At 62.5% G+C, this 15,279-nt stretch carries 13 protein-coding genes and 1 pseudogene; 3 read left to right on the top strand and 11 right to left on the bottom strand.

All coding sequences use genetic code 11. The annotated features are described in order from the left end of the window. Positions 1-14: 14 nt before the first annotated feature. From Q7F16_RS25755 to Q7F16_RS25745, 3 genes are all read right to left on the bottom strand, one after another. Positions 15-812 carry an acyl-CoA thioesterase gene (locus Q7F16_RS25755; RefSeq protein ID WP_046063748.1) on the bottom strand — a complete coding sequence of 266 codons (798 nt, stop codon included), beginning with the start codon at positions 810-812 and terminating at the stop codon, positions 15-17. Positions 813-961: 149 nt separating this feature from the next. Further along, positions 962-1,717 carry a CHAD domain-containing protein gene (locus Q7F16_RS25750; RefSeq protein ID WP_409557325.1) on the bottom strand — a complete coding sequence of 252 codons (756 nt, stop codon included), beginning with the start codon at positions 1,715-1,717 and terminating at the stop codon, positions 962-964. Positions 1,718-1,822: 105 nt separating this feature from the next. Continuing rightward, the gene (locus Q7F16_RS25745; protein WP_014337256.1) at positions 1,823-2,113 is read right to left on the bottom strand and encodes a hypothetical protein; all 291 of its coding nucleotides are present in this window, start codon (positions 2,111-2,113) and stop codon (positions 1,823-1,825) included. Positions 2,114-2,320: 207 nt separating this feature from the next. Between Q7F16_RS25745 and Q7F16_RS25740 the strand changes: the two genes are divergently transcribed. After that, positions 2,321-3,358: a patatin-like phospholipase family protein gene (locus tag Q7F16_RS25740; protein WP_014337255.1), complete on the top strand. Its 1,038-nt coding sequence runs from the start codon at positions 2,321-2,323 to the stop codon at positions 3,356-3,358. 182 nt (positions 3,359-3,540) lie between these two features. On the opposite strand, the gene Q7F16_RS25735 is transcribed toward Q7F16_RS25740, so the two are convergent. The 6 genes from Q7F16_RS25735 to kdpF form a co-directional block, all read right to left on the bottom strand. After that, positions 3,541-4,239, bottom strand: a complete 699-nt coding sequence (locus tag Q7F16_RS25735) for a response regulator (protein WP_018603023.1) — start codon at positions 4,237-4,239, stop codon at positions 3,541-3,543. Between the two features lie 64 nt (positions 4,240-4,303). After that, positions 4,304-6,955: a DUF4118 domain-containing protein gene (locus Q7F16_RS25730; RefSeq protein ID WP_409556538.1), complete on the bottom strand. Its 2,652-nt coding sequence runs from the start codon at positions 6,953-6,955 to the stop codon at positions 4,304-4,306. Positions 6,956-7,253: 298 nt separating this feature from the next. Then, positions 7,254-7,799: a potassium-transporting ATPase subunit KdpC gene (kdpC, locus tag Q7F16_RS25725; protein WP_409556537.1), complete on the bottom strand. Its 546-nt coding sequence runs from the start codon at positions 7,797-7,799 to the stop codon at positions 7,254-7,256. A gap of 204 nt (positions 7,800-8,003) precedes the next feature. Then, positions 8,004-10,058 carry a potassium-transporting ATPase subunit KdpB gene (kdpB, locus tag Q7F16_RS25720; protein WP_409556536.1) on the bottom strand — a complete coding sequence of 685 codons (2,055 nt, stop codon included), beginning with the start codon at positions 10,056-10,058 and terminating at the stop codon, positions 8,004-8,006. Between the two features lie 11 nt (positions 10,059-10,069). Further along, positions 10,070-11,764: a potassium-transporting ATPase subunit KdpA gene (kdpA, locus tag Q7F16_RS25715; protein ID WP_046063041.1), complete on the bottom strand. Its 1,695-nt coding sequence runs from the start codon at positions 11,762-11,764 to the stop codon at positions 10,070-10,072. Between the two features lie 8 nt (positions 11,765-11,772). Beyond that, complete coding sequence (gene kdpF, locus Q7F16_RS25710) at positions 11,773-11,862, bottom strand: K(+)-transporting ATPase subunit F (RefSeq protein WP_033033323.1); 90 nt, start codon at positions 11,860-11,862, stop codon at positions 11,773-11,775. Positions 11,863-12,257: 395 nt separating this feature from the next. Here kdpF and eat point away from each other — a divergent pair, with 395 nt between their 5' ends. Both eat and Q7F16_RS25700 read left to right on the top strand, forming a co-directional pair. Further along, positions 12,258-13,622, top strand: coding sequence for an ethanolamine permease (gene eat / locus Q7F16_RS25705; protein WP_409556535.1), 1,365 nt, complete (start codon positions 12,258-12,260; stop codon positions 13,620-13,622). Positions 13,623-13,742: 120 nt separating this feature from the next. After that, a complete protein-coding gene (locus tag Q7F16_RS25700) occupies positions 13,743-13,910 on the top strand; it encodes a DUF2897 family protein (RefSeq protein ID WP_014337248.1) in 168 nt (55 codons plus the stop codon). Positions 13,911-14,087: 177 nt separating this feature from the next. Here the strand turns inward: Q7F16_RS25700 and Q7F16_RS25695 are convergent, their stop codons facing one another. Together Q7F16_RS25695 and Q7F16_RS25690 are read right to left on the bottom strand one after the other, a co-directional pair. Beyond that, positions 14,088-14,939, bottom strand: a complete 852-nt coding sequence (locus Q7F16_RS25695) for an urea carboxylase-associated family protein (protein ID WP_409556534.1) — start codon at positions 14,937-14,939, stop codon at positions 14,088-14,090. Positions 14,940-14,954: 15 nt separating this feature from the next. Next, positions 14,955-15,176: pseudogene (locus Q7F16_RS25690) on the bottom strand (GntR family transcriptional regulator); the annotation flags it as partial. Positions 15,177-15,279 lie beyond the last annotated feature (103 nt).

The raw sequence follows: 15,279 nt of genomic DNA, 5'->3' as shown, positions 1-15,279 counted from the left end.
TAACCGGAGCAGCCTTACCCAAAGATCGTGACCGTCTGCCGACTCAGGGCGATCAAGCGGCCATCTGCGCTCCAGAACTTCGCGGCGACATGGCCGTAGCCGTCCTGGGCATGTTCGATCTCAGCCAGGTACTTGCACCAGTCCAGTGTCGTGAGCTCCAGCAGCGGCTGGACGAACTCGATGGTCCACGTGAGCGTGCTGCCCGGGGCCATTTGCGAAAGGTGAGGCAACAAGGCCGGCGGCCAGGCGTCCACCAAGGCCAGGATATGACTTTCGTTCAGCGGCTCCTCCTGCACATCGCCGCGCAAGCGCACCCAGCCGCCCATGCTCCGGGATTTATTGCCGCTGAACGGCAAGCCGCCAACACTCCAGCGCATCGCCAGGTGCCGCATGAATTCCGGGGTCATGCCCTTGACGTAAGGCAGTTCCTGGCATTGCTCCACGCTTTTGAATTCTGGCGCGGGGTCGGCCTGCACCGCCACTACGGACGAGCGCGATGCGCCGAAACTGCCTTGCACCACGGTCACCACCTGGCCGTTCTGCACCGCGCGCCCCAGCACCTGGCTCACTGCCTTGCCTTCACGCAACACGTCGACTTCGAAACTGACAGGCACATCGGGTTCGACCGGGCCGACAAAAGTGATCGCCAGCGAGCGCACCGGGCGATCCGCCGGCACTTGGGCACGCATCGCCTCATATTGCAGTGCCGCCACCAACCCACCAAAACTGGCCCGCCCCTGGCCCCACTCAGGCGCAATGCTCACCGCACCTGGCTGCCGGCGCACGGCATCGATCAAATCGGAAAAGCGCATGACGACCTCGAAAACAGGGAAAAAGATGAACGGATCTTAACCAGCCCGGGCTGGCGGCACAGGGCTCATTCCGGCCAAAGAGACTGACAGAAAAGCCGCAGTCTTTGAATTAACCCCAACCCACAGAGGGGGATGTGCTGGGTTCAGGATTATTTGAAGCAACTGACAAGCAGCTTGTCGAGCACCTTGTCGGACCTGGCCTCAGCCTTGTCCATCGTGGCGTGCCAGGTGGGCACACAAGCGTGCAGATCGGTTTCTTCCTTGGCCCTGGCCAGCCATTGCCAGCAATCGTGCCAATCGCCCAGCGCGGCCTGGGCGGACTTGAGCCGGGGCATGGCTGCTTCGGGCAGGCGGTCGAGTTCTGGGTAGGCTTCGATGGCGTAGCGCACGCGCTTGATCAGCAAGCGCAATCGATGGCGGTCATGGGCTGGATCGCGCAGGGCTTCGCCGAGTTTCTTCCACTGTTTGTCCAGGCGCTTTTCGATGCGTTTGCGCAAGCCCTTCAGCAACCCCTCACGCTGGGCGGCGCGAATGAAGCGCGGGAAGGCGTCGAGGATCATCAGCAACTGCGCCAGTTCAACACTCGCGGCCACGGCGGGATAAGCCTCGGCCATTTGCACCTGGCGTCGCCGCGCCGCCTCGGCCTGGCCATGCTGCTCCAGGTAAGCGGCCAACACTTCTCTATCGCGCAAAGGCGTGGTCAGGGTGCCGACCGCCGAAGCAGCCGTTTCCAGTTGTTCGACGCCGGGCAACCCACGCAATGGACGAAGCAGGCTGCGCAAACGGCGAACCGTGGTGCGCAGGTCATGCAGCGCTTCGCTGTCGGTATGGGCATTCAGGCGGGCCTGACAGGCCAACAGGCGGACTTCCAGGCCCAGTATGCGGGCCACCAGCCGATCAATCATGGACGTACTCCGTACACAGCCTTGAGCATCAAGCCGCAAGCTACAAGTGGAAAGCGATTTTGCATCCTTCCCTTGTAGCTTGCCGCTGATTGCTTGTCGCGGCCTTTATCGTCCGGCGCGGGACTCGCGGATGTAGAAACGTGCCTTCTCGGCTTTCTTGGCGCAGCCTTCGAATGCTTCGAATTGCTGCTGGGTCTTGGCGCCCGTCAGCAGGGACAGGGCCTTGGAGTAGCTGACGGTGCCGGCAAAACCTTCGGCCTTGGCCAGGTCCAGTTCACGCCAGGCGCTGTCGAGTTGGCTGCCGCAGCTGTCACGGTAAGCGGTTTTGCCTGCGCAACCGGCCAGGGCCAGAACCATCAGGGATGCCACCAGGGGCAGGCAGATCCGGGCTTTCATCGATTACACCTCAAGTCAGGAAAACAGTCGTGCTGGTAAGACGGTCGCGCCGGCAAAAAGTGCCAAGACCCGACCGTGTAAATTCAGTGTGGATGAGAATACGCAAATGCCACGCCGGCGTGTCAAAAAACGACGCCTGCACCACAACGATTGAGCCGAGCCGTCGATGGGTGCATTGTTGAAGTCTGTTCGACAAGAGGCCGGGTCATGACAAAACGTGTCGCATTGGTATTGGGTTCCGGTGGCGCCCGAGGCTATGCCCATATCGGGGTGATCGAAGAAATCGAACGACGTGGCTACGACATTGCCTGCATCGCCGGTTGTTCCATGGGCGCTGTCGTCGGCGGAATCTATGCCGCGGGCAAGCTCAAGGATTACCGCGACTGGATCGAAAGCCTCGACTACCTGGATGTCCTGCGGCTGGTGGACGTCAGCTTTCGCCTGGGGGCGATTCGCGGTGAGAAAGTTTTCGGGCAGATCCACAAGATCGTCGGCGACATCAATATCGAGGACCTGCGCATTCCCTACACCGCCGTGGCCACCGACCTGACCAACCAGCAGGAAATCTGGTTTCAGGAAGGTTGCCTGCATCAGGCAATGCGCGCCTCGGCGGCGATTCCCAGCCTGTTCACGCCCGTGATGCAAGGCAACCGCATGTTGGTGGATGGTGGCCTGCTCAATCCGTTGCCGATCGTGCCGGTGGTGTCGAGCCACTGCGACCTGATCATCGCGGTCAACCTCAACGCCACCAACCAGAGACAGTACCGATTACCGGTGATCCCGCGCCCCGCCGCGTTCCGGCGGCGCTTCGACACCCTGGTCAGCTCCCTGGGTTCGCGCCTGCCGTTTCGCCGCAAGCAGGCCGAGCAGTTGTTGCTGCTGGAGCAGGAAGCCCTGAAGGCCGAAGCGGCGGACATCAACCCGTGGATCGACTCGGCCGAGCCCGAAGGCCAACAACCGGCCGCCGCGCCAGAGAACGAAGGCGCACCGAAATCCGCCACTGGCTCGTTCATCATCGACAACGTCGGCCCGGCGTCGTTGCTGGACTTGATCAACCAGAGCTTCGAAGTGATGCAGACCTCGCTGGCCCAGTACAAAATCGCCGGTTACCCACCGGATGTGCTGATCAACGTGCCGAAACGGGTGTGCCGGTTCTTCGAGTTCTACAAGGCGCCGGAGTTGATCGCGTTGGGGCGGGAGATTGCCAGCGACACCCTGGATCGGTATGAGAGTGAACAGAACTGAATGTGATCGCAGGCCTCCTGTGGCGAGGGGATTTATCCCCGCTGGGCTGCGAAGCAGCCCTAAAACCTGAACACTCGGTGTGTCAGGTAAAAATCATGTCTGAAGCTTTTTTTGGGGCTGCTTCGCAGCCCAGCGGGGATAAATCCCCTCGCCACAACAGTGCTTGGCTTGAAACTTTTTGGCTAAACAGCACCCTCCCCCAACAACCGATACCCCACCCCCGCCTCGGTCACAATGAACCGCGGTCGGGTCGGGTCGTCGGCCAGTTTCTGGCGCAGGTGACCGACCACGATCCGCAGGTAGTGACTGTCTTCGGTGTGGGTCGGGCCCCAGATGTCCTTGAGCAGTTGCTGCTGGGTGATGACCCGCCCCGGGTGGCGCGCCAGTTGCGCCAGTACGGCGTACTCCTTGCGGGTCAGGGCCACTTCGCTGCCGTCCAGCAGCACCCGTCGATAGGCCAGGTCCACCGTCAGCGGGCCAAACTTCAGCGCGGCTTCCTGTGGCTCGCCCGCCGGCGCCTGGCGCAACAAGGCGCGGATGCGGGCAAGGAACTCCTGGATGCCAAACGGCTTGGTCACATAATCGTTGGCACCGTTGTCCAGCGCCTCGACCTTCTGCGCTTCGCTGGCCCGTACCGAGAGCACCAGCACCGGCACCGCCGACCATTGGCGAAACTCGCGCAACACTTGTTGACCGTCCATGTCTGGCAGGCCCAGGTCGAGCACCAGCAGATCGGGTTTGTTCAGCGCCGCCTGGGCAAGGCCTTCAGCGCCGGTGCCGGCTTCCAGCACCTTGTAGCCTTGGGAACTCAAGCTGATGCGCAGGAATTTGCGGATTTGCGGTTCGTCATCGATGACCAAAAGGGTCGCGGTCTGGCTCATGGGGTTCGTTCGTTGCACTCAGGTGAAAAGGCAAGCAGGTAGGACGAGAGTAACTCAGCGCCGCTCAAGCTTCATCGTCCATGCCCGGTTGTGCCTGCAAGGGCAGGTGCAACGTGATGCAGGTGCCGCGCCCGTCGAGACCATCGGCCACGCTGATGCGCCCGCCATGGGCACCGACCATGCCCTGGCAGATCGCCAATCCCAACCCCGTGCCCTGCCCGCCCCGATCACCGCGCGCGGCGGTATAGAACATATCGAAGATTTTCGCCCGCTCCTCTTCAGGGATCCCAGGCCCCTCGTCGGCCACGGCAAAAAACACTTCGCTGTCGGTCGCCCCGGCGCTCAGCAACAGCCGCCCTTGGGCCGGCGAAAATCGCGCAGCGTTCTCCAGCACGTTCACCAGGGCCTGTTCGATCAACGCCGCATGAACATAGAGCAAGGGTAATTCAGCGGGCACCTCGACACTGAGCGCCAGCGGTGCCAACACCGCCCGCAGGCGGTTCAGCGCGCTGCCGACGATGTCGGCCGGTGCTACCCAGTCCCGCGCCAGCTTCAGGGCACCGTGACCGAGACGGGTCATGTCCAGCAGGTTCTGGATGTAGCGATCCAGCCGCTCGGCCTCATCGCGGGTGCCTTCGAGCAGTTCACGGCGATCGGCCAACGGGATCGCCTCCCCCAGCGCCAACAGGCTGTCGATGCTGCCGCGCATGGCGGTCAGCGGTGTGCGCAGATCGTGGGACACTGAAGCCAGCAAGGCGCTGCGCAGTTGCTCGGTTTCACCGTGCAGGCGCGCCGCTTCCAGATCCTGAGCCAGTTGCGCCCGGGCCAACGCCTGGGCCAATGGTTGACTGAGGGCCGCCAGCAAACGCCGACGCTGGCCACTCAACGGCTTGCCTTCTTTCGGGCATACGCCCAGCAAGGCCAGCGGCCCGCCCTCCGCCGACAATGGCCACCACCACCAACGCCCGGAAGGCAATGTCCCAGTGCCGGCGCCGGCCGGCTGATCATGCTGCCAGGACCAGTCGGCCGCCGCGCGCTCGGCCTCGGTGAACGTCAACGGCTCACCGCTCTCGATTTTCCAACCGCCCTGGTTGTCGCGGTTGAGCAGGCACAGTTGCAAGTCGTGCCAACCGTTGAGGTGCTGCGCCGCAGCGCTGATCACCGCCTGGCGGTCGGTGGCGGCCGTGAGTTTGCGGGACAGGTCGAGCAACTCGCCGGTTTCCTGCTGGGTGTCGCGCAGGGCCTGCAACTGGCGACGCTGACGAGCGGCAAGGTTGCCAGTCAGGGCGGCCATGAGCAGGAAAAACACCAGCGTCAGCACGTCTTCTTCGCGCTGGATGGTGAAGGAAAAATTCGGCGGGATGAACAGGAAGTCATAGGCCAGGAACGACATCGCCGCGCAGGCCAGCGCCGGGCCGAGGCTGCTGCGTACCGCCACCAGCAGCACCGCCATCAGGAACACCAGGGAGATATTGGGCAGCGCCAGCCACCCTGAAATACCCCAGGCCAATGCGCTGGCCGCCACGGTCGCGGTCAGCGCCAACACATAGTCGAACCCGGTCTGGACGGCGTTCGAACGCACGCGGGCGGGACGGGGCTGTTCATCGCTGTCCAGCACGTTGATTTCCAGGCCCCGGGCATCGCGCAGCAAGCGTGAAGCCAACCCCCCGCCGAACATCCGCCGCCGCAAACGCGGCCGGGACTGCCCCACCAGCAGCAGCGTGGCGCGACGCTCGCTGGCATGCTGGATCAGCGTCCTGGCCACTTCGCCGGCCCGCAGCAGCACCACTTCACCCCCGAGGCGTTCGGCCAGTTGCTGGGCATTCTGCAGGCGCTGGCGCGAGGGCTCGTCACGGGCGCTGCCATTGTCCACATGCACCAGGCTCCACGGCAGATGCCGACGCTGTGCAACGCGGCTGGCATGACGCACCAAACGTTCAGCCTGCACGTCACCGTCCACCCCCACCAGCAAGCGTCCGCGTACCGCGGGCGCGGCCTGGCCCAGTTGTCGATAACCCTGGGCCAGGTCATTGTCGACCTGAGCGGCGGCGGTCTGCATGGCCAGCTCACGCAATGCGGTGAGGTTGGTCTGGGTGAAAAACGCATCGATCGCCGCCCGGGCCTGTTCCGGCACGTAGACCTTGCCATCACGCAGGCGCTCCAGCAGCTCACGCGGTGGCAGGTCGATCAGCAGCAGTTCATCGGCCTCCTGCAGGACCCAATCCGGCAACGTCTCGCGCACCTGCACACCGGTGATGCCGCGCACTTGGTCGTTGAGGCTTTCCAGGTGCTGGACATTGACGGTGGTGTAGACATCGATGCCAGCCGTGAGCAGTTCCTGAATGTCCTGCCAGCGCTTGGCATGGCGACTGCCGGGCGCGTTGCTGTGGGCCAGTTCGTCCACCAAAACCAGGGTCGGGTGGGCGGCGAGCAGGCCGTCGAGGTCCATTTCCTCAAGCATCACACCGCGATATTCCGAGCGCACCAACGGCTGCTGCGCCAGGCCGCCGAGCAGCGCTTCGGTTTCGCTTCGACCGTGAGTCTCCACCACTCCGGCGATGACCTTCACGCCTTGACGCAGTTGGGTGTGGGCCGCTTGCAGCATGGCGTAGGTCTTGCCGACACCTGGGGCCGCGCCAAGAAAGACCTTGAGTCGACCACGGTCGTTGCGGGGCAGATTGGCTAACAGTGCGTCGGCGCGGCCGGAGTCGCTCATGGCGTGGAAATCTCTTTCAAATATTGATCAAACACCCTGTGGGGAGTCGGACCTGTGGGAGCAAAGCTTATGGGAACTGGACCTGTGGGAGCAAAGCCTGTGGGAGCTGGACCTGTGGGAGCAAAGCTTATGGGAGCTGGACCTGTGGGAGCAAAGCTTGCTCGCGATGAACGATAACGCGGTTCATCAGTTGAACCGTGTCGCCTTGATCGCGAGCAAGCTTTGCTCCCACAAGCTTTGCTACAGCAGGCTTTTGCTGCAGCAAGCTTTGCTCCCACAGGCGCTACTCCCACAGGTTTTACAGTTTTTCCAGGGCCAGGTTCAGCGCCAGTACATTCACCACTGGAGGTCCCACCAAGGGTTGCTCGGTGTTGTCGTCAAGCAGTTGCTGCAAGGTCGAGGCCGGCAGGTTGCGCGCTGCGGCGACACGCGCCAGTTGATAGGCAATCGCCGCCGGAGGCAAGTGCGGATCCAGCCCGCTGGCGGAGGTGGTCAGCAATGCCAGCGGCACCGGGCCCTGGCCGGGCACCAGGAGTTGGTGAGCGTCATCGATCACTCGGGTGGCCAGGGCCGGATTGCTCGGGGAAAAGTTGCTGGCGCCGCTGGCGACCGTGGCAAAGGCACCGGCCGATGGCCGTGGATGAAACCAGGCATCGCCGGTGAAATCCTGGGCGATCAGCGTCGAACCACGGACCTTGCCGGCGGCATCGACGACCAAACTGCCATTGGCCTGGACGGGAAAGGCGACTTGCGCCACGCCGTTGACCACCAGCGGGTACGCGACACCGGTGATCAAGGTCATCAGGAATAACAGGCTCAAGGCCGGGCGAATCAGAGTGGACATCTCAAAACCCTCGAATAAGAAAACAGCTGATTTCCAGGCATACCTATTTGTGGCGAGGGAGCTTGCTCCCGCTGGGCTGCGCAGCAGCCCTGAAAATCAGCGAATGCGGTGTGCAGGGCAGATAGCATTCAGCTTTTTGGGGCTGCTTCGCAGCCCAGCGGGAGCAAGCTCCCTCGCCACAACGGCCTCACCTGCCACAACGACTCAAACCAGACCCAACGCCGTCAGCAACATATCGATCGCCTTGATCCCCACGAACGGCACCACGATCCCGCCCAGGCCATAGATCAACAGATTGCGTCGCAACAGCGCCGCCGCACTTGCCGCGTGCACTCGCACGCCGCGCAAGGCCAGGGGGATCAGTACGACGATGATCAATGCGTTGAAGACGATGGCCGACAGGATCGCGCTCTGCGGGCTGCTCAGGTGCATCACGTTCAACACGCCGAGCTGTGGATAAATCGAGGCGAACAGCGCCGGCAGGATCGCGAAGTACTTGGCGATGTCATTGGCGATGGAAAAGGTGGTCAGCGCCCCACGGGTCACCAGCAGTTCCTTGCCGATCTGCACCACGTCCAGCAGTTTGGTCGGGTCGCTGTCGAGGTCGACCATGTTGGCCGCCTCCCGCGCGGCCTGGGTGCCGTCGTTCATCGCCATGCCGACATCGGCCTGGGCCAGGGCCGGGGCGTCGTTGGCACCGTCTCCGCACATGGCCACCAGCCGACCGTCATTTTGCTCATGACGGATACGCGCCAGTTTTTTCTCCGGCGTGGCCTCTGCCAGCACGTCATCGACACCGGCCTCGGCGGCAATCGCCGCGGCGGTCAACGGGTTGTCGCCGGTGACCATCACCGTGCGAATCCCCAGCTTGCGCAGCTCGGCAAAGCGCTCGCGGATGCCGGGCTTGACCACATCCTTGAGGTGGATCGCGCCGAGCAGCTTGCCGTCCACGCACACCAGCAACGGCGTGCCGCCACTCTGGGCGATCTTGTCGACCTCCCGCGCCAGTGCCGACGGCAACTCATTGCGTGCAAAGCCGATGAAATCCAGCAACGAGTCCACGGCGCCCTTGCGGTAGATACGGCCCTGATAGTCGACCCCGGACAAACGGGTTTCAGCACTGAACGGCACGGCCGTCAGCGCTTCGACGCCAGGCTCGGGCTGTGAATGCAAACCTCGCAGGTACTCGACGATGGACTTGCCCTCGGCCGTCTCGTCAGCCAACGAGGCGAACAGCGCGCCTTCGGCCAGTTCCTTGGCACTCACACCGGGGGCGGCATAGACCGCTGTACAGCGACGATTGCCAAAGGTGATGGTGCCGGTCTTGTCCAGCATCAGCACATGCACATCCCCCGCCGCCTCGACCGCACGGCCGGATTTGGCGATCACGTTCAGGCGCACCAACCGGTCCATCCCGGCGATGCCGATGGCCGACAGCAGCCCGCCGATGGTGGTGGGTATCAAGGTGACCAGCAGCGCCACCAGAAACACCAGCGGCAGGCTGGCGTTGGCGAAATGGGCGAACGGTTGCAGCGTCACCACCACCAACAGGAAGATCAGCGTCAGGCCGATCAACAGGATATCCAGCGCCACCTCGTTCGGTGTTTTCTGGCGCTTGGCGCCTTCAACCAAGGCGATCATGCGGTCCAGGGTGGATTCGCCGGGATTGCTGGTGATGCGTATCAGCAACCAGTCGGAGACCAGCCGCGTATTGCCAGTGACGGCCGAGCGATCGCCGCCGGACTCGCGGATGACCGGCGCCGATTCGCCGGTGATCGCCGCCTCATTGACCGCAGCAATGCCTTCAATCACTTCACCGTCGCCCGGGATCATGTCGCCGGCCTCGACGCGTACAACATCGCCTTTGCGCAATCGGGTGGCGGGGATGATTTCAAAACCGCTCGCGGTCTGGCGACGTGCGTTGAGGCCTTCGCTGCCGGCCTTGAGGCTGTCGGCCCGGGCCTTGCCGCGGCCTTCGGCCAAGGCTTCGGCGAAGTTGGCGAACAGCACGGTGAACCACAGCCACAGCGCAATTTGCGCGGCGACAAACGTCGGCACGGCGCTGTCGGGGATGAAGCACAACACGGTGGTGAGGATCGCGGTCAGTTCCACCACCAGCATCACCGGTGCGCGGTGCAACTGGCGTGGATCGAGCTTGACGAAGGCTTGCACCAGCGCCGGCCGCCAGAGGGCCGACAGGTGGGTCTTCGGTTGTTCCGGTGCCTTGGCGGCGACGGTTTTGCTCATCGGCATATTCATCTTCATATCCCTCAGAAGCCCAGGCTCAAGTGTTCGGCAATCGGCCCCAGGGCCAGGGTCGGCAGGAAGGTCAAGCCGCCCACCAACAGGATGGTCACGGTCAACAGGGTCACGAACAGCGGGCCGTGGGTGGGAAAACTGTTCTGGCCAATCGGCGCGGTCTTCTTCAAGGCCAAACTACCGGCCAATGCCAGCACCGGCAGGATGTAGCCGAACCGGCCGATCAACATGCCCAGGCCCAGCATCAGGTTGTGGAAAGGTGTGTTAGCGCCAAACCCGGCGAATGCCGAACCGTTGTTCGCCCCCGCCGAGGTGTAGGCGTACAACAACTGGCTGAAACCATGGGCACCCGGATTGCTCACCGCTGCGGCCGGCCCGGGCAGGCTTGCGGCGACGGCCCCCAGCACCAGCACGCTGACGGGCATCACCAGCAGGGTTGCCACCAACAGTTGCACTTCCCGGGCGCCCAGCTTCTTGCCCAGGTATTCCGGGGTGCGACCGATCATCAAGCCGGCCAGGAACACCGCGATCAACACGTTCAACAGCATTCCGTAGAGCCCGGCCCCAACGCCGCCGAAGATCACCTCGCCGACCATCATGTTCACCAGCGACACCATGCCGCTGAGTGGGTTGAGACTGTCGTGCATACCGTTGACCGAGCCGTTGGAAGCCGCCGTGGTGGTCACCGACCACAGCACCGTGGCGGTGGTGCCGAAGCGCGCCTCCTTGCCTTCCAGCGGTGCCGCTTGCTCGACGGCCGGGTTGTTCAGGGCCGGGTTGGGTTGGTATTCGGCCCACAGTGACGTGGCGCCGCCAATCAGGAACAGGGCAAGCATGCAGGCGATGATCGCCCGGCTCTGGCGCAGGTCCTTGACGTAATGACCGAAGGTGAACACCAGCGCGGCGGGAATCAGGATGATCGAAGCGACTTCGAACAGGTTGCTCCATGCCGTCGGGTTTTCGAACGGATGCGCCGAGTTGACGCCGAAGAAACCGCCACCGTTGGTGCCCAATTGCTTGATCGCGATCTGGCTGGCGGCCGGCCCCAGCGGGATGACCTGGTCGACGCCCTGCAGCGTGACCCCGTGCACATAGTGCGCAAAGGTCTGCGGTACGCCCTGCCAGACCAGGAACAATGCCAGCAGCAGGCACAGCGGCAACAGCCCGTAGAGAGTGGCGCGGGTCATATCGACCCAGAAGTTACCCAGCGTCGCAGCGGACTTGCGCCCGATGCCGCGACACAACGCCACGAGCACGGCCAGGCCGGTGGCGGCGCTGACGAAGTTCTGCACGGTCAGGCCGACCATCTGGCTCAGGTAGCTCAAGGACGCTTCACCGCTGTAGGACTGCCAGTTGGTGTTGGTCATGAAACTCACGGCCGTGTTGAAGGCCTGGGTCCACTCCATGCCGGGCAGTTGCTCGGTATTTAGCGGCAAATATCCCTGCAGCAGCAGAATGGCGAACAGCAAGACAAAACCCGCCAGGTTGAAGGCGAGCAAGGCCAGGGTGTATTTCTGCCAGCTCTGCTCAACGGTGGCGTCGACACCGGCCAGGCGATAGCAACCGCGCTCCACCGGGCCGAGGATCGGCGAAAGCCAAGTACGCTGGCCTTCCATCACCCGGTAGTAAAAACGCCCCAGAAACGGTGCTGGAATCAGCACCAGGGCGAAAAAGCCGAGGATCAGCCCGTAGTCATAACCGTGCATAGCCGCTCCTAGTTCCGATCGGCGCGCAACAGCGCAACCAGCAGATAAATGAACAGCGCCACTGCCAGCAGCAGCGACACCCCATCCAGAACATTCATGGGATTTCTCCGTGGTACGGCGTCGTGCCGTGTGTGGAGTGATTGTCGACAGGGAGGCTGTAAAGGAACGAGATCGAGAGATAGGTTGGCGGATAAAGAATCCGTAAAAAGTGTTGGCTGGGCTGGCCTCATCGCGAGCAAGCTCGCTCCCACATGGGATCTGTGGTGAATAGAGAATTTGTGTTCACTGAAGCCCTCCTGTGGGAGCGAGCTTGCTCGCGATGAGGCCAGCCCAGGCGCCGACGCTCTGAACTGGGGCACAAAACCAAGCCATCCGGCAGCGAACATCCCCGATACGACACGATTTCACCCATTACGACCGCCCTCGCCACACTGGCACGCCCACTGCACTGCCCCTCCCCAGCGCTTTTGCTATGGATCGAGGGGAGCCACTGATGAACACACAACTCAAACCCACCCTGGGCACCCTGCATTTATGGGGTATTGCCGTCGGCCTGGTGATTTCCGGCGAGTATTTCGGCTGGAGCTACGGCTGGGGCGTGGCCGGGACGCTGGGCTTTCTGGTGACGTCATTCATGGTCGCGGCCATGTACACCTGCTTCATTTTCAGCTTCACCGAACTGACCACCGCCATTCCCCATGCCGGCGGGCCGTTTGCCTACAGCCGTCGGGCCTTCGGCGAAAAAGGCGGGTTGATCGCCGGGCTGGCGACGCTGATCGAATTCGTCTTCGCCCCGCCGGCCATTGCCCTGGCCATTGGCGCCTACCTGAACGTGCAATTCCCGGCGCTGGATCCGAAACACGCAGCGGTCGGCGCCTATATCGTATTCATGGGCCTGAACATCCTCGGGGTCAAGCTGGCCGCGACATTCGAGCTGATTGTCTGCGTCTTGGCGGTAGCCGAACTGCTGGTATTCATGGGCGTCGTGGCCCCGGCGTTCAGTTTCAGCAGCTTTGCCCTGAACGGCTGGGCCGGTTCCGATGTATTCGGCGCACCGGCCATCGCCGGCATGTTCGCCGCGATTCCCTTCGCCATCTGGTTCTTCCTGGCCATCGAAGGCGCGGCCATGGCCGCCGAAGAAGCCAAGGATCCGAAACGCACGATTCCCAAGGCTTACATCAGCGGCATCCTGACCCTGGTAATCCTGGCGATGGGCGTGATGTTCTTTGCCGGCGGCGTCGGCGACTGGCGCACCCTGTCGAACATCAACGATCCCCTGCCCCAAGCCATGAAAACCGTGGTCGGTGAAAGCTCCGGCTGGCTGCACATGCTCGTGTGGATCGGCCTGTTCGGCCTGGTGGCGAGTTTCCACGGCATCATCCTGGGCTACTCGCGCCAGTTCTTCGCCCTGGCCCGCGCCGGCTACCTGCCCGCCTCCCTGGCCAAACTGTCACGCTTCCAGACCCCGCACCGGGCCATCATCGCTGGTGGACTGATCGGCATAGCGGCGATCTACAGCGACGGCCTGATCAACCTCGGCGGCATGACCCTGACCGCGGCGATGATCACCATGGCCGTGTTCGGCGCCATCGTCATGTACATCATGAGCATGCTCAGCCTGTTCAAATTGCGTAAAACCGAACCCAACCTGGAACGTACTTTCCGCGCACCGGGCTATCCGATCGTGCCGGGCATCGCCCTGGCACTGGCCGTGGTGTGCCTGGTGGCGATGGCCTGGTTCAACGCGCTGATCGGGCTGATCTTCCTAGGCTTCATGGCGGTGGGTTTCGTCTACTTCATCCTCACCGCACAACTGCGTGCAGACGCTCCCGCCGATGCGATGCTGACCGGGCTTTGAGGTGAATCCGACCGAACGGGCGTAGTATTGAACCACTGCGAACAACCTTCGCTCATAAGTGGTAGGTGCGATGGATCGGCGAAATGTTCGTCCGTCCATCGCCCCCTCAAGGAGAACCCTATGCCCTGGTATGCCTGGTTGATTCTGATTGTTGCAATCGGCTCGATCGTAGGTGGTCTGATGATGCTGCGCGACACCGCCCACAAGGTCGAGTTGACCGATGAGCAACGCAAGCGCGTTGCCGAGCGCAATGCGGAAATGGATGCGAAGGAAGCCAAGGATCGTTGATTACCTCACTACTCAGCGCTTTTGTGGCGAGGGGATTTATCCCCGCTGGGCTGCGCAGCAGCCCCAAAACCTACAACCCAGTGTGCCTGATGAACTGGTTGGGTTTTTGAAAGAGGGCCGCTGCGCGCCCCAGCGGGGATAAATCCCCTCGCCACAAAAAAGCCAGCACCTACTGCATCACTTCTCCCAATCTGCCTTGGCGATATGCAAGCCATGCAACCCCCTGTACGCCGCACGCTCAGGCTGGCTCCAGCCCTCCAGCAATGAATCCTCCAACCGATAGATCTCAACCCCCAGCGGGCGACAGACGCTAAGGGGATCCTGCGCATCCGGCCCCCACATCGCCAGCGACAGGTCACCACCCGGGCAGGTGGACAGGGCGCACAACAAATCAATCTCGGCAAAAAACTCCAGGTAATCGCCCTTCTGCGCCGGACAGGCCTTCATGAAGTACATGTCGTCATGATTAAGCCCCGTGCACTGGAAAATATTCAGCACGTCATGCACATCGAACTCCGTCAGGCCGTGGGGCAACACCGCCCGGGTCAGGTTCGAGTGACAGTGATGATGGAAGTCCTCCCCCGTCAGCATCCTGTTCACATACGGATCACAGCGCGTCCCCAGTAGATCGTGCAGCCGTCCACCATGCTCGTCGATGCCATAGCCGGCCAGACTGTCATCGGTGATGGTCACCAAGGGCCGCAGGAATGGCAGGTTCGACCACAACCGATCATGGGTGCTGACGTGGGCGCCTTGAAGCTGGCGCGTGCGCGCTGCCCACAAGCGTTCCCGTGGATCATGGGCATTCCAGACGTTGAAGTCTCCTACCTGCGGGCCCACCGGGGTCGTGACGCGGAACACATGACCGGCAGGTACGTGCCAAGCGCGGCCGGTGCGGATGGGTACCTCGAACTGTTCGATCAGCGTGCGCTTGTCTTGAGCGGTGCGGATGCGGTCGTAGAAGGGTTTGTCCACTTGCAGGGCTGAACCTTTGCTGACCTGGTAGGCGGCTGGGTAGTCTTTGTACATGGCGCGGGTCCTTGATCAGTGGTGATGGGTGGGAGTTAGCAGTTGCTCGGAATCATCGAGGTAAAGGCTCATGGCTTCGTGGGCCGCAAGCTTGTCGCCCTCGGCCAGGCAATCGTGGATGTACCGGTCACGCGCTAGCCACGGCGCCTGGAAACACGCCTCGTCGGGTGCGGAGCTAAATACCAGACGCAGTTGTGCAACCACATTGGTGAAAAACTCATCAAGTAATGGGCTGCGCATCACCTCTTTGTTGCGCACACAATGGGTCAGCCCTTCCTGGCCGAGACGTTGTAGCGCTTCGCGGATGGTGTTCGCGGTAAGCGCTTTCCCCCAACCTAGT

The sequence above is a fragment of the Pseudomonas sp. Lb2C2 genome (assembly GCF_052112205.1).
GTDB lineage: Bacteria > Pseudomonadota > Gammaproteobacteria > Pseudomonadales > Pseudomonadaceae > Aquipseudomonas > Aquipseudomonas kilonensis.
Note: the sequence above shows the minus strand (reverse complement) of the source record. Positions and strands in the feature narration are given on the sequence as shown.

Excerpts from the sequence above, each read along its gene's own strand:
- Q7F16_RS25755 (WP_046063748.1), bottom strand. The coding sequence starts at position 812 with ATGCGCTTTTCCGATTTGATCGATGCCGTGCGCCGGCAGCCAGGTGCG.
- Q7F16_RS25750 (WP_409557325.1), bottom strand. The coding sequence starts at position 1,717 with ATGATTGATCGGCTGGTGGCCCGCATACTGGGCCTGGAAGTCCGCCTG.
- Q7F16_RS25745 (WP_014337256.1), bottom strand. The coding sequence starts at position 2,113 with ATGAAAGCCCGGATCTGCCTGCCCCTGGTGGCATCCCTGATGGTTCTG.
- Q7F16_RS25740 (WP_014337255.1), top strand. The coding sequence starts at position 2,321 with ATGACAAAACGTGTCGCATTGGTATTGGGTTCCGGTGGCGCCCGAGGC.
- Q7F16_RS25735 (WP_018603023.1), bottom strand. The coding sequence starts at position 4,239 with ATGAGCCAGACCGCGACCCTTTTGGTCATCGATGACGAACCGCAAATC.
- Q7F16_RS25730 (WP_409556538.1), bottom strand. The coding sequence starts at position 6,955 with ATGAGCGACTCCGGCCGCGCCGACGCACTGTTAGCCAATCTGCCCCGC.
- kdpC (WP_409556537.1), bottom strand. The coding sequence starts at position 7,799 with ATGTCCACTCTGATTCGCCCGGCCTTGAGCCTGTTATTCCTGATGACC.
- kdpB (WP_409556536.1), bottom strand. The coding sequence starts at position 10,058 with ATGAATATGCCGATGAGCAAAACCGTCGCCGCCAAGGCACCGGAACAA.
- kdpA (WP_046063041.1), bottom strand. The coding sequence starts at position 11,764 with ATGCACGGTTATGACTACGGGCTGATCCTCGGCTTTTTCGCCCTGGTG.
- kdpF (WP_033033323.1), bottom strand. The coding sequence starts at position 11,862 with ATGAATGTTCTGGATGGGGTGTCGCTGCTGCTGGCAGTGGCGCTGTTC.
- eat (WP_409556535.1), top strand. The coding sequence starts at position 12,258 with ATGAACACACAACTCAAACCCACCCTGGGCACCCTGCATTTATGGGGT.
- Q7F16_RS25700 (WP_014337248.1), top strand. The coding sequence starts at position 13,743 with ATGCCCTGGTATGCCTGGTTGATTCTGATTGTTGCAATCGGCTCGATC.
- Q7F16_RS25695 (WP_409556534.1), bottom strand. The coding sequence starts at position 14,939 with ATGTACAAAGACTACCCAGCCGCCTACCAGGTCAGCAAAGGTTCAGCC.